At 72.4% G+C, this 22,052-nt stretch carries 21 protein-coding genes and 2 tRNA genes (1 of these 23 running past the window's edge); 9 read left to right on the top strand and 14 right to left on the bottom strand.

The features are described 5' to 3' along the window. Positions 1-95: the final stretch of a hypothetical protein gene (locus tag FHU28_RS27900; RefSeq protein ID WP_184687601.1), read on the top strand. Its footprint begins 127 nt before the window's first position; 95 of the gene's 222 nt are visible here — the last part of the coding sequence; its start codon lies off the left edge, out of view; it ends in the stop codon at positions 93-95. A gap of 6 nt (positions 96-101) precedes the next feature. On the opposite strand, the gene FHU28_RS27905 is transcribed toward FHU28_RS27900, so the two are convergent. Both FHU28_RS27905 and FHU28_RS33150 read right to left on the bottom strand, forming a co-directional pair. Next, positions 102-899 (bottom strand): carbon-nitrogen hydrolase family protein, encoded by a 798-nt coding sequence (locus FHU28_RS27905; protein ID WP_184687603.1) that lies wholly within the window; start codon positions 897-899, stop codon positions 102-104. A 40-nt stretch (positions 900-939) separates the two neighbouring features. Continuing rightward, positions 940-1,773, bottom strand: a complete 834-nt coding sequence (locus FHU28_RS33150) for an EamA family transporter (protein ID WP_184687605.1) — start codon at positions 1,771-1,773, stop codon at positions 940-942. 41 nt (positions 1,774-1,814) lie between these two features. On the opposite strand from FHU28_RS33150, the gene FHU28_RS27915 reads away from it, so the two are divergent. Beyond that, the gene (locus FHU28_RS27915; protein WP_184687607.1) at positions 1,815-2,438 is read left to right on the top strand and encodes a helix-turn-helix domain-containing protein; all 624 of its coding nucleotides are present in this window, start codon (positions 1,815-1,817) and stop codon (positions 2,436-2,438) included. 23 nt (positions 2,439-2,461) lie between these two features. Here the strand turns inward: FHU28_RS27915 and clpX are convergent, their stop codons facing one another. From clpX to FHU28_RS27940, 5 genes are all read right to left on the bottom strand, one after another. Beyond that, positions 2,462-3,754, bottom strand: a complete 1,293-nt coding sequence (clpX, locus tag FHU28_RS27920; protein ID WP_184687609.1) for an ATP-dependent Clp protease ATP-binding subunit ClpX — start codon at positions 3,752-3,754, stop codon at positions 2,462-2,464. A gap of 227 nt (positions 3,755-3,981) precedes the next feature. Then, positions 3,982-4,644, bottom strand: a complete 663-nt coding sequence (locus FHU28_RS27925) for an ATP-dependent Clp protease proteolytic subunit (RefSeq protein ID WP_013288034.1) — start codon at positions 4,642-4,644, stop codon at positions 3,982-3,984. 14 nt (positions 4,645-4,658) lie between these two features. Continuing rightward, positions 4,659-5,300, bottom strand: a complete 642-nt coding sequence (locus tag FHU28_RS27930; RefSeq protein ID WP_184687611.1) for an ATP-dependent Clp protease proteolytic subunit — start codon at positions 5,298-5,300, stop codon at positions 4,659-4,661. A gap of 175 nt (positions 5,301-5,475) precedes the next feature. Then, entirely contained in the window at positions 5,476-6,822 is a 1,347-nt protein-coding gene (gene tig, locus FHU28_RS27935) for a trigger factor (RefSeq protein ID WP_184687614.1), read from the bottom strand. 148 nt (positions 6,823-6,970) lie between these two features. Beyond that, positions 6,971-7,044 (bottom strand) — tRNA-Pro (locus FHU28_RS27940). Between the two features lie 245 nt (positions 7,045-7,289). Here FHU28_RS27940 and FHU28_RS27945 point away from each other — a divergent pair. After that, a tRNA-Gly gene (locus FHU28_RS27945) sits at positions 7,290-7,363 on the top strand. A 168-nt stretch (positions 7,364-7,531) separates the two neighbouring features. On the opposite strand, the gene FHU28_RS27950 is transcribed toward FHU28_RS27945, so the two are convergent. After that, positions 7,532-8,341, bottom strand: a complete 810-nt coding sequence (locus FHU28_RS27950) for a methyltransferase domain-containing protein (protein ID WP_184687617.1) — start codon at positions 8,339-8,341, stop codon at positions 7,532-7,534. Positions 8,342-8,459: 118 nt separating this feature from the next. Between FHU28_RS27950 and FHU28_RS27955 the strand changes: the two genes are divergently transcribed. Together FHU28_RS27955 and FHU28_RS27960 are read left to right on the top strand one after the other, a co-directional pair. Beyond that, positions 8,460-9,080 (top strand): hypothetical protein, encoded by a 621-nt coding sequence (locus tag FHU28_RS27955; RefSeq protein ID WP_184687620.1) that lies wholly within the window; start codon positions 8,460-8,462, stop codon positions 9,078-9,080. A gap of 144 nt (positions 9,081-9,224) precedes the next feature. Further along, a protein-coding gene (locus tag FHU28_RS27960; protein ID WP_376700838.1) for an IS5 family transposase occupies positions 9,225-10,102 on the top strand; the annotation gives its coding sequence in 2 pieces (ribosomal slippage) (positions 9,225-9,590 and positions 9,593-10,102; 876 coding nt in all). Positions 10,103-10,140: 38 nt separating this feature from the next. Here the strand turns inward: FHU28_RS27960 and FHU28_RS27965 are convergent. The 4 genes from FHU28_RS27965 to FHU28_RS27980 form a co-directional block, all read right to left on the bottom strand. Beyond that, positions 10,141-10,821, bottom strand: coding sequence for an SMI1/KNR4 family protein (locus FHU28_RS27965; protein WP_184687625.1), 681 nt, complete (start codon positions 10,819-10,821; stop codon positions 10,141-10,143). 30 nt (positions 10,822-10,851) lie between these two features. Continuing rightward, complete coding sequence (locus FHU28_RS27970) at positions 10,852-11,637, bottom strand: hypothetical protein (protein WP_184687627.1); 786 nt, start codon at positions 11,635-11,637, stop codon at positions 10,852-10,854. Positions 11,638-11,720: 83 nt separating this feature from the next. Then, the gene (locus FHU28_RS27975; RefSeq protein WP_043328949.1) at positions 11,721-12,146 is read right to left on the bottom strand and encodes a nucleoside deaminase; all 426 of its coding nucleotides are present in this window, start codon (positions 12,144-12,146) and stop codon (positions 11,721-11,723) included. A 15-nt stretch (positions 12,147-12,161) separates the two neighbouring features. After that, positions 12,162-13,193 (bottom strand): questin oxidase family protein, encoded by a 1,032-nt coding sequence (locus FHU28_RS27980; protein WP_311773666.1) that lies wholly within the window; start codon positions 13,191-13,193, stop codon positions 12,162-12,164. An 80-nt stretch (positions 13,194-13,273) separates the two neighbouring features. Here FHU28_RS27980 and FHU28_RS27985 point away from each other — a divergent pair, with 80 nt between their 5' ends. Continuing rightward, positions 13,274-13,792 carry a hypothetical protein gene (locus FHU28_RS27985; RefSeq protein ID WP_184687629.1) on the top strand — a complete coding sequence of 173 codons (519 nt, stop codon included), beginning with the start codon at positions 13,274-13,276 and terminating at the stop codon, positions 13,790-13,792. A 7-nt stretch (positions 13,793-13,799) separates the two neighbouring features. Here FHU28_RS27985 and FHU28_RS27990 read toward each other — a convergent pair whose 3' ends face one another. Continuing rightward, positions 13,800-14,447, bottom strand: a complete 648-nt coding sequence (locus tag FHU28_RS27990; protein WP_184687631.1) for an MOSC domain-containing protein — start codon at positions 14,445-14,447, stop codon at positions 13,800-13,802. 130 nt (positions 14,448-14,577) lie between these two features. Here FHU28_RS27990 and FHU28_RS27995 point away from each other — a divergent pair, with 130 nt between their 5' ends. Further along, positions 14,578-17,415 carry an Hsp70 family protein gene (locus FHU28_RS27995; RefSeq protein WP_184687633.1) on the top strand — a complete coding sequence of 946 codons (2,838 nt, stop codon included), beginning with the start codon at positions 14,578-14,580 and terminating at the stop codon, positions 17,413-17,415. A 77-nt stretch (positions 17,416-17,492) separates the two neighbouring features. Further along, positions 17,493-19,616: a M14 family zinc carboxypeptidase gene (locus FHU28_RS28000; protein ID WP_184687635.1), complete on the top strand. Its 2,124-nt coding sequence runs from the start codon at positions 17,493-17,495 to the stop codon at positions 19,614-19,616. 67 nt (positions 19,617-19,683) lie between these two features. Here FHU28_RS28000 and FHU28_RS28005 read toward each other — a convergent pair whose 3' ends face one another. Further along, positions 19,684-21,564 carry a propionyl-CoA synthetase gene (locus tag FHU28_RS28005; RefSeq protein ID WP_184687638.1) on the bottom strand — a complete coding sequence of 627 codons (1,881 nt, stop codon included), beginning with the start codon at positions 21,562-21,564 and terminating at the stop codon, positions 19,684-19,686. A gap of 156 nt (positions 21,565-21,720) precedes the next feature. On the opposite strand from FHU28_RS28005, the gene FHU28_RS28010 reads away from it, so the two are divergent. Then, positions 21,721-21,972 carry a hypothetical protein gene (locus FHU28_RS28010; protein WP_116508050.1) on the top strand — a complete coding sequence of 84 codons (252 nt, stop codon included), beginning with the start codon at positions 21,721-21,723 and terminating at the stop codon, positions 21,970-21,972. Positions 21,973-22,052: the final 80 nt, after the last annotated feature.

Below are 22,052 nucleotides of genomic sequence, written 5' to 3' on the forward strand. Positions count from 1 at the left end.
CCCGGCGTGGTCCCTCCCGGATGACCACCGCCCTGCTGGTCACGGCGGGGGCGATCGCCGGGATAGCCGCGCTGGGCCTGCTCTTCGGGAGCTGACCTCGGTCAGAGCCGGCGGTTGGCCAGGCTGGGCAGCTCGGCGCGGATGGTCTGCAGCTGCTCCAGGTCGATGTCGGTGACCGCCAGTCCCGGGCCGTCGGCGACCTGGCTCAGCACCGTCCCCCACGGATCCACCACCATGCTGCGGCCGAAGCACGTCCGGCCCGGGTCGTGGTCGCCGGTCTGACCCGCCGCCGCCACGAAGCACTGGTTCTCGATCGCCCGCGCCCGCAGCAGCACCTCCCAGTGGTCCCGCCCGGTGTGCATCATGAAGGCCGCCGGCACGACAAGCAGTTCGGCGCCGCCGTCGGTCGCGAGCTGCCGATACAACTCGGGGAACCGCAGGTCGTAACAGATGGACAGGCCCACCCGGAGTCCTTCGACGTCGACCACCACCGGCTTCTCCCCGGGCGCGACCGTTGCCGACTCCCGGTAGGAGACGCGGCCGGGGATCTCCACGTCGTACAGATGGATCTTCCGGTAGGCGGCGGCGAGCGCGCCTTCGCGGTCGAAGACCAGCGAGGTGTTCCAGGTGTGCGCGGGGTCCGGCCCGGCCTCGTGGAACGAGCCGGCGATCACCCACATGCCCAGCCGCCGGGCGGCCTCGGCGAAGAACCGTCCCACCTCGCCGTCGACCGGCTCCGCCGGGGGCATCCGGTCGGCGGGACCGAGGTAGTCGACGTACTCCGGGAGGAGGGCGAGGTCGGCGCCGGCCGCCGCGGCCCTGACCAGCAGGGCCTCGGCGGCGGCGAGGTTCGCCGCCCGGTCGTCGCGGGCGTTGAGCTGGCAGACGGCGACGCGCATGACCCGAGGGTACGGGGCGGAAGCGGGCGGACGACAGGGCTCAGACGCTGGACAGCACGAGCGCGGCGGCGGCGAAGCCGAGTCCGGCCAGTTGCACCGGCCGGAGCCGTTCCCGGTCGACGGCGAGCGCGAGCAGGACGGTGCTCGCCGGGTAGAGCGAGGCGATGGCGGCGACCACGCTCAGGTGACCGCGCCCGGCGGCGGCGAGGAAGAGCGCGTTCGCTGCCGAGTCGAGCAGTCCGGCGGCCGCGGCCCAGCCGAGCACCCGCCGCCCGAGGCGCAGGCGCGTGCCGGTACGCGCGGCGAGCGCGAGGCCGAACGCGACGGAGCTGACGCGTACCGCCAGCACGGGCCACATGCCGGCGCTCTCGTCGGCCTGGCCGAGCAGGGCGAAGAAGACGCCGAAGAGCAGTCCCGCGGCGAGTGCCATGGCCAGGACGCGGCCGGAGACGCGGCGCGCGGCGCCGCGCTCCCCGAGGCTGACCAGCGCGATGGCGACCACGGCGAGCCCGGCGCCGCCCAGCGCCACGGCGCCGGGGGAATGGGCGAGGATCAGGCCGGCGACGATCGGCACGATCGCCGCGGTGATCGCGGTGACCGGCGCGACGACGGCCATGACGCCGGTGGCCAGCGCGCGGTAGAGCAGCATGACGCCGCCCGCGCCCGCCACCCCGGCCAGCAGTCCCCAGCCCAGGTCGAGCGCGCTCGGGGTGCCGGGCACGACGAGTACGAGCACGACCAGCAGTGGAAGGCTGAGCATCTGCGACACGACGGTGACAGCGATCGGGTCGGCCCATCGGGACGCCTTGCCGCCGGAGAAGTCGGCCGTGCCGAACGCGAGCGCCGAGACGGCGGCGAGGACAATGGGGAGCACCCCGCAGTCGTACCACAATAGTGACCGTGAAGGACAGTGTGATGACCGACGCAAGCGGCCGGGTCGGCGCGGTGACCTCAGCGGTCGCCCGCCAGGTACGTGAGTTGCGAGCCGCCCGCGGCTGGTCCTTCGAGGAACTGGCCGGCCGGTCCGGCGTCAGCAAGGGCATGCTCGTGCAGATCGAGGGTGCCCGCACCAACCCGAGCATCGGGACGCTCTGCCGGGTCGCCGACGCGTTCGGCGTCAGCATCGCCCGGCTGCTGGAGCCGGCCGAGGAGAGCACGGTACGGATCAGCGCGGCCGATGACGCGCCGGTGCTGTGGCGCGGCCCGCACGGCGGCCTGGCGCGGCTGCTCAGTGGTCTCGGCGAACCCGACCTGGTCGAGCTGTGGGACTGGCGGATGGAACCCGGCGAGGTGCTGCGCTCCCCCGACCACGCCCACGGCACCCGGGAGATCCTGCACGTGCTCGACGGCGCCGCGACCGTCACCGTCGACGGCGTCGACCACGGGGTACGCACCGGCGAGACTGTCGAGTTCCACGCCGACCGGGAGCACGGCTACCGCACGGCCGGCGACGAGCCGGTACGCCTGATGATGGTGGTGGTCACCCCGTCGGGCGAGTGGGACCGGCGGACCCGCTCACGCGGACCGCGCCCGAGCTGACCCGGGCGCGGTCGCGACGTCGGTCAGGCCGACTTCTCCTCGCGGTCCCGCCGGCGCCGGCCGGTGAACTCGCGGGGCACGATCGTCGGGTTGACGTTCTCCAGCACGACCTCGCGGGTGATCAGCACCCGTGCGGCGTCGGGGTTGCTCGGCACCTCGTACATCACGGAGAGGAGAACCTCTTCCATGATCGCCCGCAGCCCACGGGCGCCGGTGCCGCGGAGCATGGCCTGATCGGCGATGGCCTCCAGCGCGGGCTGCTCGAACTCCAGCTCCACGCCGTCCAGCTCGAACAGGCGCTGGTACTGCCGGACCAGCGCGTTGCGCGGCTCGGTGAGGATCCGCACCAGGGCCGACCGGTCCAGGCTGCGCACGTTGGTGATCACCGGAAGCCGGCCGATGAACTCGGGGATCAGCCCGAACTTCAGCATGTCCTCCGGCATGACCTGGCTGAAGATGTCGTCGGTCGACCGCTCGGAGACCGACCGGAGCCGGGCGCCGAAGCCGGTGCCGCCGGAGCCGGTGCGGGCCTCGATGATCTGATCCAGCCCGGCGAACGCGCCACCGCAGATGAACAGCACGTTCGTGGTGTCGATCTGGATGAACTCCTGGTGCGGGTGCTTGCGCCCGCCCTGCGGCGGCACGTTGGCGACACTGCCTTCGAGCATCTTCAGCAGCGCCTGCTGCACGCCCTCCCCGGAGACGTCACGGGTGATCGAGGGGTTCTCCGACTTACGGGCGATCTTGTCGACCTCGTCGATGTAGATGATGCCCGTCTCGGCGCGCTTGATGTCGTAGTCGGCGGCCTGGATCAGCTTCAGCAGGATGTTCTCGACGTCCTCGCCGACGTAGCCCGCCTCGGTGAGCGCGGTGGCGTCCGCGATCGCGAACGGGACGTTGAGCATCCGGGCGAGCGTCTGCGCCAGGTGGGTCTTGCCGCAGCCGGTCGGGCCGAGCAGCAGGATGTTGGACTTGGCCAGCTCCACCCCGTCGGTGCCGGAGCCCGGGGCGCCGGCGGCCTCGGCCTGGATCCGCTTGTAGTGGTTGTAGACCGCGACGGCGAGCGCCTTCTTGGCCTGCTCCTGACCGACCACGTAGTTGTCGAGGAACTGGCAGATCTCCATCGGCTTGGGAAGCTCTTCCCACTTCACCTCGCCGGACTCGGCCAGCTCCTCTTCGATGATCTCGTTGCAGAGATCGATGCACTCGTCGCAGATGTAGACGCCAGGGCCCGCGATGAGCTTCTTGACCTGCTTCTGCGACTTGCCGCAGAACGAGCATTTCAGTAGGTCGCCGCCGTCACCGATCCGTGCCACCTACGTTCTCCCTGCACTCGTCGGCCGGAACGCCGGCCCTGACCTGCGGACGCCGGAGCGCCCGTCCGTCCTGTCGTTCCACCATGCTGTCGGATCCACCCGATCCGACCGGCGGAGCGGTACAGACCCGACGTTACCCGGTGGCCGGGTTTTCTCCGACCCCCAAAACCGGTGTGTCAGAGGTCGACCGGGAACGATACCCCGACCGACCTCCGACCACACGTGACTCAGCCCGCGGCGTGCGACGCCAGCAGACCCTTCTTACGGCTGGTCAGGATGGTGTCGACCAGCCCGTACTCCTTGGACTCCTCGGCCGTCATGATCTTGTCACGGTCGATGTCCTTGCGGACCTGCTCGATCGGGCGGTTGCAGTGCCGGGACAGCATGTCCTCCAGCTGCGTCCGCATCCGCAGGATCTCCCGCGCCTGGATCTCGATGTCCGAGCCCTGGCCGTAGCCGCCCTCGGTGGCCGGCTGGTGGATGATGATCCGGGAGTTGGGCAGCGCCATCCGCTTACCAGGGGTGCCCGCGGAGAGCAGCACCGCCGCCGCGCTCGCCGCCTGCCCGAGGCAGACGGTCTGGATGTCCGGGCGGACGTACTGCATGGTGTCGTAGATCGCCGTCATGGCGGTGAAGGAGCCACCGGGCGAGTTGATGTACATGATGATGTCGCGGTCCGGGTCGGTGCCCTCCAGCGTCAGCAGCTGGGCCATCACGTCGTTGGCCGACGCGTCGTCCACCTGGACGCCGAGGAAGATGATCCGGTCCTCGAAGAGCTTGTTGTACGGGTTGGACTCCTTCATCCCGTACGACGTGCGCTCGACGAACGACGGCAGGACGTAGCGGTTGTGCACGGCCGCGAACTGGGGCGGCAGGCTCAGGTCGGTCATCGTCAGCTCCTCGGTCAGCTCAGGGTCCCGGCGCCATCCGGAACCTGGGCGGCCCCGATGATCACCTTGTCGATGAAGCCGTAGTCCATGGCCTCCTGGGCGGTGAACCAGCGGTCACGGTCCGAGTCCGCCTCGATCTGGGCCTGGGTCTGGCCGGTGTGGAACGCGACCCGCTCCTGGAACATCCGCTTGGTGTAGAGCATCTGCTCGGCCTGGATCGCGATGTCCGACGCGGTGCCGCCGAGGCCACCCGACGGCTGGTGCATCATGATCCGCGCGTGCGGCAGGGCGTACCGCTTGCCCTTGGTGCCGGCACAGAGCAGCAGCTGGCCCATGGAGGCCGCCATGCCCATCGCCACGGTCGAGACGTCGTTGTCGATGTACTGCATCGTGTCGTAGATCGCCATGCCGGAGTAGACCGAGCCACCCGGCGAGTTGATCCAGAGGAAGATGTCGCGGTCCGGGTCCTCCGCCGCGAGCAGCAGCAGCTGCGCGCAGATGCGGTTGGCCACCTGGTCGTTCACCTCACTGCCCAGGAAGATGATCCGTTCCTTGAGCAACCGGTTGTAGACCGAGTCGTCGAGGTTGCCAATGGAGTCGCCACCGCGGGCCTCGTTCACCCGGAGCGACTTCTTGGGGATGTGCATGTCGGTCATGGCAGCCCTTCGCTCTCCGTACCGTCCTACCCGACACTAACCGCTCAGCCGGGAGGCGTACTCCCGGTCGGGGCACTGTTCGCTCTCAGCGCAGTCACCCGCACGGCGTACCCCGGAAAGGGTTTCGGCCGCCTCCCGGCGCGCAACGCGGGACGGCGGCCGACACCCCCGACGGTCAGTGCTGGTGGTCGTGCTCGGCCTCGTTCTGGGCCCGCAGCGCGTCGAGGGAGACCTCGTTGCCCGCCGAGTCCTTGATCTTGATCTTCTCCATCACCGCGGCGAGCGCCTTGCCCCGGCGGACGTCGCCGAAGACGGCCGCGGCGGCGCCGGAGCGGACCAGCTGGTCGTAGTACTGCTGCGGGGCCATGCCGGCACGCTGCGCGCGGTGCACGATCTCGTGACCGAACTCGTCGTCGGAGACCTGCACGTCCTCGGCGTCGGCGAGGGTGTCCAGCAGGAGCTGAATCTTGACGCCGTCGGTGGCCGCCTCGGTCAGCTCGGTGTCGATCTGCTCCTCGGTCTTCTCCTCCGCCGCGAGGTATTCCTCCAGGGAGGCGCCGATGCGCTCGAGCTGGTCGACCATCGCGGCCTTGCGGCTCTCGACCTCCTCCTTGACGACACCCTCGGGCGCCGGCACCTCGGCGGTGGCCACCATCTGCTCCAGGGCCTTGTCGCGGGCGGCGTAGATCTGCTCGACCTGCTTGTTCCGGGTCACCCGCTCACGCAGGTCGGCGCGCAGCTCGTCGATGGTGTCGAACTCGCTGGCCATCTGCGCGAAGTCGTCGTTGAGCTCGGGGAGCTCCTTCTCCTTGACCGTGCGGACGGTCACCGCCACGTCGGCGTCGCGGCCGGCGTAGTCGCCGCCGACGAGCTGCGTGGTGAAGGTGGTGTCGTCGCCGGCGGCCAGGCCGACGAGCGCCTCGTCCAGACCCGGCAGGAGCTGCTTGCTGCCCACCTCGTGCGAGATGTTGCTCGCCGAGCCGCCCGGGACCTCCTCGCCGTCGACAGTGGCGTTGAGGTCGATCTGCACGAAGTCGCCCTCCTGGGCGGCCCGCTCGACGGTCTTCAGCGTCGCGAACCGCTCGCGCAGGCTGTTGATCTGCTCGTCGATCTCGCTGTCGGCGATCTCGATCTCGTCGACGGTCACCTCGATGGTGGCCGGGTCCGGCAGGGTGATCTCCGGACGGACGTCCACCTCGGCGGTGAAGTTGAGCGAGTCGCCGTCGGCAAACTCGGTGATCTCGACCTCGGGACGGCCGAGCGTCTTCAGGTCGTGCTCCCGGACCGCGGCGAGGATGTTCTGCGGGATGGCCTCCTGCACCGCCTCGTTGAGCACGGTGCCCCGGCCGACCCGCTGGTCGATGACGGCAGCGGGGATCTTGCCCCGGCGGAAGCCGGGAACCTGGACCTGCTGGCCGATCTCCCGGTACGCCTTCTTGAGGCTCGGCTCGAGCTCGACGAACGGCACCTCGATGGCGAGCCGCACGCGCGTCGGGCTCAGAGTCTCGACGGTGCTCTTCACAGGCGTACTCCTTGACGGATCTGGGTGTTGGTTCTGGGGCGTGATTGCGCGCATCGAGTGTAGGCGAGCCGGCCGACGGCATCGGCAGGGCCCGGGCACCGCGCGGAAAAACCGGCGGTTCCCGGGACGACCCGGTCGCGAACGACAGTCGGGGTGGCGGGATTTGAACCCACGGCCCCTCGCTCCCAAAGCGAGTGCGCTACCAAGCTGCGCCACACCCCGTGGCGACGAAGAGTGTATGCCGTCCGGTCCCCCGCGCGGGTGACCGGGGCGCGGCGCGGCGGCCGCCGGGCGGTGGGTGTCGGGCGCCAGTTCGGGGAAGTGGCTGGGTCCGAGGGCCCGGGAAGGCGCCACTTCCCCGAAGTAGTGGCGATCTTGACGGTCGGCGGCGACCGCGGGGTATGCGCTTCGCGACGTCTACCGGGATTGGGTACGCTGTCGGCGCGCCCTGCCGTGGTGGGGCGCACGCGGGCGTAGCTCAATGGTAGAGCTTCAGTCTTCCAAACTGACGGTGCGGGTTCGATTCCCGTCGCCCGCTCCAACAGCCTCCGGCCCAGGTCAGAGGCTGCTTCCCCTGATCCTGGGCCGGTCACTCCCCCCGGGCCATCCGCGGGTCATCAGCTGCTCTGGCCGCATCAGCTCGCGGGTACTCGCGCCAAAGGCTGCGGCGAGGGTGTCGCCGGTGTGCTTGGCGCCTCACCTGTGGGTGTCAGGCGCGGCAGAGGATCTCGCCGTGCAGGATGACGAACCAGCCGTCGTCCGCCGCGGCCCACTCCTGCCAGCCCAGGGAGACGCGGCGCAGATCCTCCTCGGTGGCCATGTCCGAGCTCACGAGCTGCCGGGCCAGGTCTGAGTGCAGGATCCGCTCTGCCCACATTCCGCCCCACCATCGGCGGTCCTCGGGGGTGGCGAAGCACCAGGTACTCGCGGTGGCGGTGACGTGGTCGAAGCCGGCGGCGCGGGCCCAGGAGAGTAGGCGCCGGCCGGCGTCCGGCTCGCCGCGGTTGGCGCGGGCGGCGCGTTGGTACAGGGCCAGCCATTCGTCCAGCACGGGGAGGCTCGGGAACCAGGTGAACGCCGAGTAGTCGCTGTCCCGGGCGGCTACGAGGCCGCCGGGGCGGCAGACCCGCCGCATCTCGCGCAGCGCCTGCACCGGATCGGCCACGTGTTGGAGTACCTGGTGGGCGTGGACGACGTCGAAGGTGTCGTCGTCGAAGTCGAGGGAGTGCACGTCGGCGACCGCGAAGTCGATGTTGTCCTGGCCGCGTGCGGCGGCCTCGGCCTGGGCGAGCTGCAGCGCCTCGGCGCTCATCTCGACGGCGGTGACACGGCCGGGCGTCACCCGGGCGGCGAGGTCGGCGGTGATGGTGCCCGGACCGCAGCCGACGTCGAGTAGTGACGCGCCAGAGGCGAGGTGGGGTAAAAGGTAGGCGGCCGAGTTCTCCGCGGTCCGCCAGCGATGCGACCGCAGCACCGACTCGTGATGCCCGTGTGTATAGACGTTTTCGGCACTCACCATTGCAGCCCAGCCTCCCGGACGACTTCCTGACGGCCCGTTGAGCATAGCTCCATTGTCTCGAAGTATAGGACGATCATCTTGAATAATGGGATGCGGTCGCATCCACTAGCCTGTCGCTGTGGGAACCGACATCTATGGCTTCGTCGAGGTCCGGCACCCCTTCGCGGATGAGGACTGGTACGAGTGGGAGCCGTGGGTGTGCCTGATGCCGATCTCCCCGCTCTACCTGAACGACGACGACGATGCCTTCGCCTGCCTCTTCGGCGTACGGAACTGGCTCCGCTGGGAGCCGGTCGCAGCTGAGCGTGGCCTCCCGGCGGACGTGTCGAGCGCGGTACGTGGCAGCCATGAGAAGGACGGGCGACTGGACTCGGCCGTTCATGGCGCGAGCTGGGTGTCCTGGGCCGAGTTGCGCGACCTCGACATGTCGGTCGTGCCCCTTGCTCGCGGGCTCCTGCGAGTGGAGGATCCGCCGCTGCTGCGCAGGTTCCGGGTGGACGACGAATGGCCCGGCGCGTTCGTCGAGAAGTACGGCGTTCCCCCTGTCGGCGCGTCGCCCGTCGAGGCGTCGCCGGGTCGCTGGGACGCGGGCGGGGTCACCGTCGAGTACGGACCGGTGACGACCCGGCACGACGTGCTCGGGCCGGGCACCGGATGGGAGCACGTGTTCGCCGTCATGCGCGCGCTCGGGCAGCGTTTCGGCGATGACGGCGTGCGCCTGGTGGTGTGGTTCGACTAGGGCCTGTGTCGAAGTCGGTGCCAGGGCTTGAGCCGGCTTGAGGATCTTCGGCGTGTCGGAGATCGAAAGTAGGCGAGGTCTCCGGTAGATGGTTCAGCGACCAAGCAGAACCTGAAAACCGGAGACCTCGTGGACACCCTAGCGGTGACGAGGCGGTTCGACCTGACCGACGTGCAGTGGGCGGTGCTGGAGCCGTTGCTGCCGACGCCGAAGCGGCCGGGTCGACCGTCGTCGTGGAGTAGGCGGCAGTTGATCGATGGGATCCGGTGGCGGATCCGGGTGGGTGCCCCGTGGCGGGACGTGCCACCGCAGTACGGGTCCTGGTCGGCGGTGTATGCCCTGTTCCGACGGTGGCAGCGCGATGGGACCTGGAAGAAGCTGCTCACCGCGTTGCAGACCCTCGCTGATGCGGCCGGGCGGATCACCTGGGACGTGTCCGTGGACTCCACCATCACTCGGGCCCATCAGCACGCTGCCGGAGCGCGGAAAAGGGGGATCTGCAGGTCGAACCGCCTGGCGGGGTCAGCGTCGAGCCGGCAGACCACGCGCTCGGACGGTCCCGCGGTGGGTTGACCACGAAGCTGCATCTGGGCTGCGAGCAGGGACAGAAACCCCTCGCCATCGTGCTGACTGCCGGGCAGCGCGGCGACAGCCCGCAGTTCATCCCGGTCCTGACCGCCATCCGCGTTCCCCGCCTGATCCCCGGCCGGCCGAGAACACGACCGGACCGGGTCCTGGCCGACAAGGCGTACACCTCGAAGGCCAACCGGGCTTACCTGCGCCGGCGGGGCATCGCCGCGACCATCCCGAGCAAGGCCGACCAGGACGCGAACCGGCGGGCAAAGGGATCCAAAGGCGGCCGGCCACCGGCCTTCGACCCGCACATCTACCAGCAACGTCACGCCGTGGAGTGCGGCATCAACCGCCTCAAACGCAACCGAGCCGTGGCCACCCGCTTCGACAAACTCGCCGTCCGCTACGAGGCCACCATCCACCTCGCCGCCATCAACGAGTGGCTGTGACCGACTTCGACACAGGCCCTAGAGCCACAGTGGTTCGACTAGAGCCACCCGCCTGGAGCGACCTGGTCCTCTGCCTGCTCCAGCCAACGCCGGTACCAGCGGGCGAAGCCGAGCGGCCTGCCGTCGTGGTCGTGGAGCGGCCGGAAACCACTGCCCTCGGCGGTGTCGTCCGCCCACATCTGACCCCGAGCCGGGCCGGTCAGGACAAGTGCCTCCCGCAGCGCACAGCCGAGGTGACACAGGTACAGCAGGCCGACCGAGTGTTCCGGCGCGAAGACGACGACGTCGTGCTGTTCCCAGTAGGCGTCCTCGGCCGCGTTGAACTCCTCCTCCGAGGAGTAGTAGTCCTCGTCCGGCGGATCGGGCAGGCCGTCGGCCGGGTTGAACGGCTCGACATGCGGAAAGGGCCGGCCGAGCGTGCTCCGGTCGGTGAGGTCGGCGCCGTCGCCCTCCCACTGCCACAGTCCGTCGAGCCGGCGCATCGGAAAGAGCCCGTAGGCGGGCCCCGCGCCGCCTCGCCCCGCCGCCAGCAGGAAGGACCGGTACTCGCCGGGCAGTTCCACCCCGAGTCGGGTCTCGGCTTCGGCCAGCTCCTCGGCGCTCAGCGGCGGTTCGAGCCGCCAGCAGTGACTCGTGGCGCCGAAGACCTCGCTGGCGCCGGGCGCGGCGGCCAGTCGTGCCAGCCGCTCGCGTACGTCGGACCAGTCAGCGCTCGTCACGCGCGGCACGATACCGGCCCCGCGGTGCCGTCAGCCGGCACCCGGGCTGCCCGCCCGCGCGGCAGGCTTCGCGTCGGCAGCGGGCACGGCCGGCGTCTGTCGCTTCGCGAGAACGATCACGAGCACCAGAAGGAGCACGAGCGAGGCCGGCACCAGTACGGGCGCCAGCGACTGCCAGAGCGGCCACACCGGCTCGGCGAGACCGTCCGTGGCCAGGTCCGTCCAGGTCATCGCGGCGCCCGGGAGCAGGGCGACCGTCACCAGCACGCCCACCAGCCGGGGTACGCGCGGCCGTCGCCGCGCCAACAGCCAGAACAGGGCCGCGCCGGCGGCGGCGCCGAGCAGGGTGCCGGTGATCGTGGCGGCGAGGAACCCGCGGGGCGCGGCCGGTTCCATGCTCAGCCTCGGCCCGTACGCCAGATGGGTGAGCGTGAGCGACATTCCGTCTCTCTCGGCCCGCCAGCCGTCACACGGGGAACCCGGCACGTCCCGGAACTCCTGCCACCCCCGCGTCTCGGCGGCGACCCGCAGCCGCTCGGACAGCGCGCAGTCCGCACCGCCGCCGTACTGGAGTTCGACCTGACTGCTGCCGAGGTCGTCGGGAGCCAGAGCGACGCCGTACCGGTAGCCGAGCGCGGTGATCGAGCCGATCGGCTCGGTCCCGGGGAGCAGTTCCTGGGCCGCGCTCAGCGCCTTGTCGAGGCTGACCGGTACGGCGCCCCGGCCGCCGTACCAGGACCCGGCGGCCAGACCGACAGTGCCGAGCAGCACCGCGCCGAGCAGGACCACCGCGACGTGCCGCAGCCGATGCCGCACCGGCCCACCCCCTGAAGTAGTGCGGCACAGCGTAGCCATCACGCGCCATCCCCGGTGCCCGTCGCGACGAGCGGACGCGCCTCCTAGTAGTGGTCCTCGATCGGCCGGCGCGCCTCGTCGAACAGCGCCGGTCCGTCGTACCGCACCGGGCGCGGCGCCGGGGTGGCCGGCTTGACCTGCTCGAACTGCTCGGTGGACAGCGCGTACACGACCCGGCCGAGGCCGGACGCGTTGATCGCGACTGTGCACATCGGGCAGGGCTGGCAGCTGGTGTACATGGTGGTGGCGACCGCGGCCTCGGGGGCGAGCTGCCGGGCGGCCCAGCGGGCCAGCTTCAGCTCCGGGTGCGCTGTGACGTCCCGTTCGGAGACCACCGTGTTGTGGTCCTCGATCAGGACGGTGCCGTCCGCGCCGACCAGCAGCGACGCGAACGGCCGCTCGCCGGACGCGCCGGCCCGGTCGGCGAGTTCCACGGCACGGCGCAGGAACGCTTCGTCGTCGGGGGTCATCGGATCTCCAGGTGGTCAGTCGGCGGCGATCTGCTCGACGGATCGGGCGGCGACGGCGAGCAGGACCGGGTCGCCGCTGCGGGCGTACGCATCGCTCAGGGTGTCGGTGAATTTGATCGCGTGCGCGTCCCCGGTGTCCAGCGCCCGCGCCATGACCTCGCCGGGTTCCGGCCCGGCGGCCGGCGGGAGGGCACGAGCCTCGGCCGGTGCGTAGGCGGCGGTGACGGCGGCGGTCGCCGCCCAGGCGGCGGCCAGGCTCGGCTGCCACAGCGGCGGCGGCAGGGCCGGCAGGGCACGCAGCACGGCGTTCGGCGCGGTCGCCGCGTGCACGAGCATGACCGGGGCGGCGTACCCGTGCGTGCCGTGCCGGAGCACTGCGGCGTCGACGACCGCCGCGAGCCGGGTGGGCGCGTCGTCGGCCGCGTCGCCGGGCACCGCCGCCGCCACGGCCGGCCACCGGGTCAGGTCGGCCAGTTGCGCCAGGCGGGACCGGATGCCGAACCGCTGATCGGGTACGCGGGGCACCGCGTCGAGCGCGGACCGCGCGTCGGTCGCGGGATACGGCCCGGCGCCCGGCGGCGCGAGCGGCTGCCAGCGGGCGGCCCAGTAGGCGAGCCCGTTGCCGAGTTCGGCCACCCGTGGTCCGGTCTCGGCGTCCAGCAGGGCGCGTACGGCGTGGCCGACCCGGATGACGCCGTGGGTGGCGCCGGCGGCGATGCCCGGCAGCAGTCGTGGCCACCACCGGGCCAGCACGTCGCGCCACGGTTCGCCGGCCAGCTCGCGGTCGAAGAAGTGGAGCCAGTCGCCGGTACGCACCGGGTCGCCGAGCGGGTCGCGCCACTCGGCGGCGGCGATGCGCCGGATGCCACGTGGACGTTCCTCCAGCCGGTCGGCGTACGCGTCGATCCAGCGGTGCACCGCCCGCCCGTGACCGTGGCGGACCAGCGCCTCGGCGGCCATCGGCACGTGGTTGGACAGCCACCCGTCGCGCTCGGGACCGGTGTGGCGTACCCGCTCGTACGCCTCGTCGAGAACAGAGTTCGGCACACCCGGAAGCGTCCGACCTGAAGTCCGGTTGACGTCAAGCGGTGCGGAACCCGAGCGGATCGGACGACGTCGAAGCGGTCATGAGACTTCGTGCCCTGCTTGTCGTCGCACTGGCAGCTCTCGGCCTCGTCGTGGTCATGTCACCGGCCGAACCCGCCTGGGCGTGCTCGTGCGCCGGGTCCACCACCGAACAGGACGACCGCGCCGACAGCACCGTCGTCGGCACCGTCTCGCAGGTGACCGACCGCGGGGTCGGGCTCACCGTCGAGTCCGTCGAGAAGGGCGGCGCCCAGGTCGGGCACACCCTCGCGCTGAGCGTCCGGCCCGGCAGCGCCTCCTGCGGCTACGACTTCCGCCTCGACACCCGGTACCGGGTGAACTCGACGGGCGGCGCCACCGGCCTGTGCGCCGGAATCCGCGAGGTGTCGGCCCCCACGTCGGCCACCACGTCGTCCGTGGCCTCGGCGGAGCGGACGCGGGTCGCCGGCCGGCATGTCCCCGCCACCTGGTGGATCGTCGGCGGCGTGACGGTGGCGGCGCTCGCCGCCGCCGGGCTGGTGGTGGCGGCCAGGCGGCGGACCGGACGCGGACACCCCTGACGGCCGGTCAGGCCAGGCGGCGGCGGATCCGCGCCATGTCCTCCTCGGGCAGCGCGTCGGCCACCAGCAGCCGGGGCAGCAGCTCCGTCTCCAGCGTCGTGGCCCGGAACACCAGCGCCACCGTCACGTCGTGGTCGGGCCGGTGCACGACCTCCACCGGGTCTCCGGCCCCGACGCTGCCCGGCGTGACCACCCGCAGGTACGCCCCGGGCCGTACCTGCTCGGTGAACCGCTTCATCCAGCCGCGCTCGCCCAGCCACCCCTGGAACGTGCCGCAGGGGATGCGCGGGCAGGTGACCTCCAGCACCAGCTCCGGCCCGATCCGCCACCGCTCGCCGATCAGCGCGCCGTTGACGTCCAGCCCGGTGGTGGTCAGGTTCTCGCCGAAGCAGCCGTCGGCGAGCGGTCGGCCCAGCTCGGCCTCCCAGTGGTCCAGGTCCTCCCGCGCGTACGCGTAGACCGCCTGGTCGGTGCCGCCGTGGTGGGCGACGTCGTAGACCCGGTCGCCGGCGAGCCCGACATCGCCGGTGCCCTTCGGTCCGGGCGCGGTGACGGCGACCCGGCCGTCCACGGGCCGCTTGTCGATGCCGGTGGCCCCGATGCCCTTCCACGGGTTCGGTTGCGGTCGGCCCACGTTGACGGAGATCACCCTCATGACGGCGACGGTATGCGGCGCAGGGCCGGACGGGCCAGTCCATTCCCCCGGGCCGGGTGAACGGCGAGGCGGCGTGGCCTGCGTACGATGCGGGCCGGACATCCTCGTCGGGTGGTGGAGGTAGCCGCGAATGGCAGGCCAGCAGGACGGTTTCGCCCTCGGCGTGGACCTCGGCACCTCGAACACGGTTGCGGTGCTGCGCTGGCCGGACGGGCGGACCCGGCCGGTGCTCGTCGACGGCCATCCGATCCTGCCCTCCGGCGTGTACGCCGACGCGGCCGGTCACCTGCACGTCGGGCGGGACGCGCAGCGCCTGGCCCAGGCCGACCCGGCCGCCTACGAGCCGAACCCGAAGCGCCGGGTCGACGAGGAGACCGTCGATCTGGGCGGGCGGGCGTACCGGCCGGCGGAGCTGCTGGCCGCGACGTTGCGCGCGGTCGCGGACGCGGCGGTGGCGGCGGTCGGGATGCTGCCCCCGGCGGTGGTCACGCACCCGGCGGCCTGGACGCCGGCCCGCCGTCGGGTGCTGCACGACGCGCTGGAACTCGCCGGCTGGCCGGCCGCGGCCGAGCACACGCTCGCCGGGCCGATCGCGCCCGGCACCCGCCTGCTGCGCGAGCCGGTGGCCGCGGCGCGTTACTTCACGCAGGTGCTGCGCCGGCCGGTGCCGGTGGGCGGTTCGGTGGCGGTGTTCGACTTCGGCGGCGGCACGCTCGACGTGGCGGTGCTGCGCAACGAGGGCGCCGACCCGTGGGGCGACTCCGGCTTCCAGTTGATCGCCACCGGCGGGATCCCCGACCTCGGCGGGCTCGACCTGGACGCGGCCCTGCTCGGCCGGCTCGGCGAGCTGGTCGGCCCGGCCCATCCGGGCGAGTGGGCCCGGCTGACCGATCCGACGACCACCGCCGAGCGGCGGGACCGCCAGCAGCTGTGGGACAACGTGCGCGGCGCGAAGGAGATGCTGTCCCGGGCCATGGTGGCGCCGGTGGCCGTACCGGGGGTGGAGGCGGCGGTGCCGCTGACCCGGGAGGACTTCGAACGCCTGGCCGCGCCGCTGCTGGCCCGGGCGGTGACGGAGACCCGCGAGGTGACCGCCGCCGCCGGGGTGCGCCCGGAACAACTCAGCGGCCTGTTCCTGGTCGGCGGGTCGACCCGGGTGCCGTTGGTGGCCCGGCTGCTGCACGCCGAGCTGGGCATCGCGCCGACGGTGCTGGAGCAGCCGGAGATGCCGGTCGCCGAGGGCGCGCTCACCGACCTGCCGCTGCCCCGGCGGTCCGGGCGCCCCGCCGTGCCCGCCCAGCTCGCGTCGACCCCACCCGCGCCGGGCGAGGTGGACGCCGCCGACGCGGCCACGGTCCCCGCCGGTCCGCACGGCACGCTGGTCGCCGACGGCCCCGTGCCACAGCCCCCCGCCACCAGGTACGACGGCACGCCACTCGCCGGCCCGGTTCCGCCCCAGCCCACGAGGTACGACCACATGCCGGCCGCCCACGGCCCGGTTCCGCCGTACCCGGGTTACGGCGTACCCGGGCCGTCCGCTCCCCCGCCCGGCGGCGGCCGGCCGTCCGGCGTACCCGGGGCGCCCTTCTCCCCCGCGCCGAACGGTGTCCGGCCCGGCGACGGCCGGCCACGGCGCGGCCGGTGGATCGCGCTCGGCGCGGGTCTCGTGGTCGTCGCCGTGGCGGCGGCGGTGCTGCTCTGGGTGTTCCGGGACCGGCACCCGGCGCTGGACTTCCACACCGCCGAGTTGGTGAAGACGGTGCCCGCCGGTGACACGCGGCCGGGCCAGATGTTCACCGCGACGCTCGGGGAGCGCTCCTACCTGGCCCGTTCGCTGCCCGACGGCCACCTCCACGTGACAGCCGTCGAGGCGGCCACCGGCAGGACGGTCTGGGAGAAGCAGACCGACGCGACCGCGCAGCGGTGGTCGGGGGTCCGGGCGCTGCCCGACGGGCTGCTCGTCCTCGGCGACGCCACCGGCAGCACCCCACGTGTGGTGGCGGTGCTCGACGGCGATTCCGGCACGCAGCGGTGGCGGACCGAGATCGGCCGCGACGACGCGCTGCACCTCGGGCCCGACACGGTGGTCCGGCTGGACCGGGACGGCGAGCGCCTGGTCGGGCTGCGGCTGGACGACGGCCGACAGCGGTGGGAGCGGCGCAACCCGCGCACCGAGTACGGCGACGCGCGCACGAAGGTGTTGCCGGTCGGCACCGGCGCGGCACTGGACGGGCCCGGGAACGCCGAGGGCTCGCCGCTCGTCCCGTGGGCGGGGAAGGCGGACCGGCTCGTGCAGGTCGGCGCGGACCGCTCGGTCCGGGTCCTGGACATGCGTAGCGGCAAGATCCTCAAGGACCGGGGCAACGTGGCCGGCCTCAACGATCCGATGGCCGCCCGCGACGACCGGCTGTACGTGGCGGAGGGCGATCGTGGCCTGCGGCTGATCTCCTACGACCTGGGCAGTCTCGGCACGCCCAGCGTGCTGTACGAGGCGCCGGAGCAGGGCGGCCGGGTGAAGGATCTGGTCACCTGCGGGGAACGTCGCGTGTGCCTGCTGGAGACGCCGGCCGGCGGCGCCGACGGCACCCGGGTGGTGGCGGCGACCGAGGGTGAGGGCACCCGGCAGTGGGCGGCGCCGCGCGCCGAGTCGCTGGTGCCGGTCGGTCAGCACGTGCTGGCCGGGCAGGGCTCGCCGGACGTGGTGACGCTGTTCGCGCCGGACGGCACCGCGGTGCTGCGAAACCGTGACGGGTTCGCGGTCCGGCTGGACGCCGGCAACCTGCTGATCTTCTCCGAGGCGCCGAGCCCGTACGAGGACGACCGGGTCCTCGCCGGGACGGCGGTGGACGGCAAGCCGGTCGAGATGGGGCAGTTGAAGCAGATCCGCAGCGAGTCCTGCTCGTGGAACACCGAGATGCTGGTGTGCGGCGCGGACAAGGAGTTCCGGTTGTACCGGTTCGCCGGCTGACCGGAAGTGAGCTTGACAGCGATCGATGCCTCGACTGGTGTGAACGGCAGAGAGATCGACGTTCGTCAGGAGGCCCCGTGTTCGTCCGACGACGGTGGACCGCGCTCGCCACCACAAGCATCCTGATCGCCGCTGTCCTGACCCATCCCGGCCCCGGCGCCGCCGCGCCGGCCGCCCCCGCGATCACCCTCGCCCCCACCGAAACCGCCCTGGTACGCGTCCAACTGGCCGACCGGGCGCAACTCGATCGCCTCGTCGCCGGCGGCGCGGACCTGGCCAACCGTCCCCGCTCGCGGGACGGCAAGCTGGTCGCCGACCTGGTCCTCACCGGCCGGCAGCTCACCGACCTCACCCGGCAGGGCGCGACCGCCCTGCAGGTGGTGCAGCGGGCCGACGACGGCACCCGGCGGATCGCCGAGAGCCGCCGCGCCGCCGAGGAGCGCACCCGCGCCGGGCTGCGGACGAGCGGCGCCGCCACCGCTGTCGACACGCTCCAGTTCCTCCAGGCGTACTGGTGGACCACCGGCGGGCGGACCTTCCTCCAGGCCCAGGTCGCCACCACCGCCACCGACGACCCGGACGTGGAGATCACCGTCACCTGGCGTACGGCCGACGGCGCCACCGGCTCGTTCCCGCTGTACCGCTTCGAGGACTCGGGCGAGTACCAGTACCACTACGCGCTGCCGCAGCCTGCGCCCAGCCGGCCCGTGCAGTTCACCGCCACCTCCAGCCTGGGCGGGACGAGCCGGCCGGTCACCCCGTCGCTCTGGCCGAACGCCTCGCCGCCGCCGCAGCCGGCCGGCTACCAGAAGGACTTCATCGACGCGTACCTGACGCCGGTGGACATCAAGGCGCGCATCGCCCGGCTCGGCCGCCAGTACCGCGACCTGGTCGACGTCATCGACCTGCCGAACAAGACCCAGGGCTACCGCCGGACCGCCGCCGCGTACCTGGGTGACCCGGCGGCCGCCGCCGTGGTGGTGGAGTCGGTCCGCTTCGGCGACCAGGGCATGAACGGCGTGCAGGTACGCACCGTCGACCCGGGCCGGCCGAACCGGCCGCTGAGCATGCGCTACCGGGACCGGGTGCTCACCATCTCGCTGGCCACCGACCGGGCGGGCAAGGTGACGAGCACCACCGACGACGTCGCCGCCCTGATCAACGCCCCGCAGGGCGCCCGCTTCCGGGCCACCGCGGAGGAGGGCTCGGCCGGGCTGCCGATGCCGGTGGCCGGGCCGGTACGCCTCGACGACGGGTTGCAGGGCACCGAGGTGCCGGCCCGGCCGTGGACGGTGCAGGCGCTGCGGATCGGCAAGCACCGCGACGGCTCCCGGATCGGCGTGCTGGCGTATTCGCAGGAGCACGCCCGCGAGTGGGCCACCCCGCTCGTCACGCTGGAGTTCGCCGAGCGGCTGCTCGCCAACGCCCGGACCGACGCGGCGACCCGCAAGCTGCTGGAGCAGGTGGACGTGTTCGTCATCCCGACGGTGAACCCGGACGGCGCGAACTACTCGTTCCACGACTACAACTTCCAGCGCAAGAACCTGGTCAACCACTGCGCCGGTGAGGCGCGGGACCCGAAGTACCGGAACATGTGGGGCGTCGACCTCAACCGCAACTACACCGTCGGGTCCCTGTTCGACGGGTACGTGGGCGCGAGCACGAACTGCCTGGCCGGCAACTACGCGGGCACGGCGGAGTTGTCCGAGCCGGAGAGCCGCAACGTGATCGACCTGGCCAAGGCCCACCCGAACATCAGGTTCGCGATGAACGTGCACTCCTACGGCGGCTACTTCATGTGGCCGCCCGGGGCGTACAAGGCCGACGGGCGGGTGACGCTGCCGCGCCCGTCGATCGACGAGTCGACGCTGTTCCTGGCCAGCGCCCGGCGCATCGTCGGCGCCATCGCGGCCGAGCGCGGCACCGTCACCTGGCCGTCGCAGACCGGCCCGGTCGCCGACGTGCTCTACTCGGCGGCCGGCAACTCGGCCGACCAGCTCTACTACGAGCTGGGCATCTTCGCCTGGGACTTCGAGGTCGGCAACGACAGGTGGAACGAGGCCACCGGCCAGTGGGAGGGCGTCGGCTTCCAGCCGCCGTTCGACGAGGCACACGGGGAGGCACAGGAGTACGCCGGCGGCCTGGTGGAGATGGTCCGGGTGGCCCGCGACTACGCGGCCCGCAACCCGGTCCGGCGCTGACCGCAGGCGGTCCCCGGCCGACGCGGTCCGGCCGGGGACCGCTTCGGTCCGTCCGGGCGAGGGCGGGTCAGCCCGCGGCGCCGAGGTCGCGGAAGACGGTGAGCGCGCCCGGGTCGTCGATGGTCGCCGGGACCGGCTCGTCGCGCCCCTCGACCAGGCCCCGCATGGTGCGGCGCAGGATCTTCCCGGAGCGGGTCTTCGGCAGCGCCGGCACCACTGTCACCCGGCGGAACGCGGCCACCGGGCCGATCCGCTGCCGGACCAGCGCGACCAGCTCGGCGGCGAGCGCGTCCGGGTCGACGTCGGCGCCGGCCTTGAGCACCACGTACCCGCTGGGCACCTGCCCCTTCAGCGCGTCGGCCACGCCGATCACCGCGCACTCGGCCACCGCCGGGTGCGTCGCCAGGACCTCCTCCATCGCGCCGGTGGACAGGCGGTGCCCGGCCACGTTGATGACGTCGTCGGTGCGGCCCATCACGTACAGGTAGCCGTCCTCGTCGAACCGGCCGCCGTCACCGGTCAGGTAGTGACCGGGGAACGTGGACAGGTAGGAGCGGACGAACCGCTCGTCGTCACCCCAGAGCGTGGGCAGGCAGCCGGGTGGCAGCGGCAGCCGGATGACGATCGAGCCGTCCGTGCCGGGCGGCACGTCCCGGCCCGCGCCGTCGACCACGCGCACGTCGTAGCCGGGCACCGGCACCGTCGGCGACCCCGGCTTGATCGGCAGCGGCTCCAGGCCGCGCGGGTTGGCCGCCACCGGCCAGCCGGTCTCCGTCTGCCACCAGTTGTCGACCACGGGTACGCCGAGCCGCTGCCCCGCCCAGGCCCAGGTGTCCGGGTCCAGCCGTTCACCGGCGAGGAAGAGGGTACGCAGCGCGCTCAGGTCGTACCGGTCGATGTGCTCGCCGTCCGGGTCCTGGCGGCGGATCGCCCGGATGGCGGTGGGCGCGGTGAACAGGGCAGCCACCCGGTGTTCGGCGGCGACCCGCCAGAACGCCCCGGCGTCGGGGGTGCCGACCGGCTTGCCCTCGTAGAGCACAGTGGTCGCGCCGGTGAGCAGCGGTGCGTACACGATGTAGGAGTGGCCGACCACCCAGCCCACGTCGGAGGCGGCCCAGAAGACCTCGCCCGGCTCGATGCCGTAGACGTTGCGCATCGACCAGCGCAACGCCACCGCGTGCCCGCCGTTGTCCCGCACCACGCCCTTGGGCCGGCCGGTGGTGCCGGAGGTGTAGAGGACGTAGAGCGGGTCCGTGGCGGCCACCGGCTCGCACGGCGCCGGTTCCGCGTCCGCCATCACCTCGGCCCAGGTCAGGTCGCGGCCCGGCACCAGCGGGGCGGGCTCCTGCGGGCGCTGCACCACCACGCAGCGCTCCGGCGCGTGCGCGGCCTCGTCCAGCGCGGCGGCCAGGATCGGGTGGTACGGCACCACCCGGTCGGCCTCGATGCCGCAGGAGGTGGCCACCACCACCTTCGGCCGCGCGTCGTCGATCCGGACGGCCAGCTCGTGCGCGGCGAACCCGCCGAAGACCACCGAGTGCACCGCGCCGATCCGGGCGCAAGCCAGCATGGCGATCACCGCCTCCGGGACCATCGCCAGGTAGAGCAGCACCCGGTCGCCCCGGCCGACGCCGAGCCGGCGCAGCGCACCGGCGAACCGGGCCGTCTCGGCGAGCAGTTCGGCGTAGGTGAGCGTGCGGACCGTGCCGGTGACCGGGCTGTCGTGGATCAGCGCGGGCTGGTCGCCCCGCCCGGCGGCGACGTGTCGGTCGAGCGCGTTGTGGCAGGTGTTCAGCACCCCGTCGGGGAACCAGCGGTACAGCGGCGCCGCCTCCTCGTCGAGGATGCGCTCCGGCGGGATGATCCAGTCGATGTCGGCCGCCGCGTCCCGCCAGAAGCCGGCCGGGTCGGCGATGCTCCGCTCGTACGCTGATCGATACGCGCCCATGCCGTCATGCTGCGCGACGGCGGCGCGCCGACACGACGGCCGGACGGGTCCGGTGCGCCGGAAGCACGCCCCGGCTCGGTGAACGGCCGCTCACGGCGGTGGGCGGTACCCGTCGCTGGTCGTTTCCGGCGACCCTGCCGGGGGTAGGGCGGGCACATGGAGACGAACACGAAGGCGTACCTGGTGGGCGGTCCCCGCGACGGCAGCACCCAGGACGCGGACGGAAAGGCCCTGGTGGAGATCGAGATCGACGGGATGATCCACCGCTACATCCGGACCACCAAGCAGCACGGCGACGACGGCGTGGTCTACAACTACGACGGCATGGTGGCGCCCGGTGGCGGCGAGCCCGGCGTCGAGGACCCGGCCGCCCGGGTCGCGTCGCCGAAGGCCGACGAGCAGCGGTGACCGCTCAGCCCAACGGGCGACGGATGAAGCCCGTGGGGCGGGGTAAGGCAACACGGTCCTGGTGGAGAGACGACCGGTGC

Origin of the sequence: Micromonospora echinospora, assembly GCF_014203425.1 — a bacterium.
GTDB classification, from domain to species: domain Bacteria; phylum Actinomycetota; class Actinomycetes; order Mycobacteriales; family Micromonosporaceae; genus Micromonospora; species Micromonospora echinospora_A.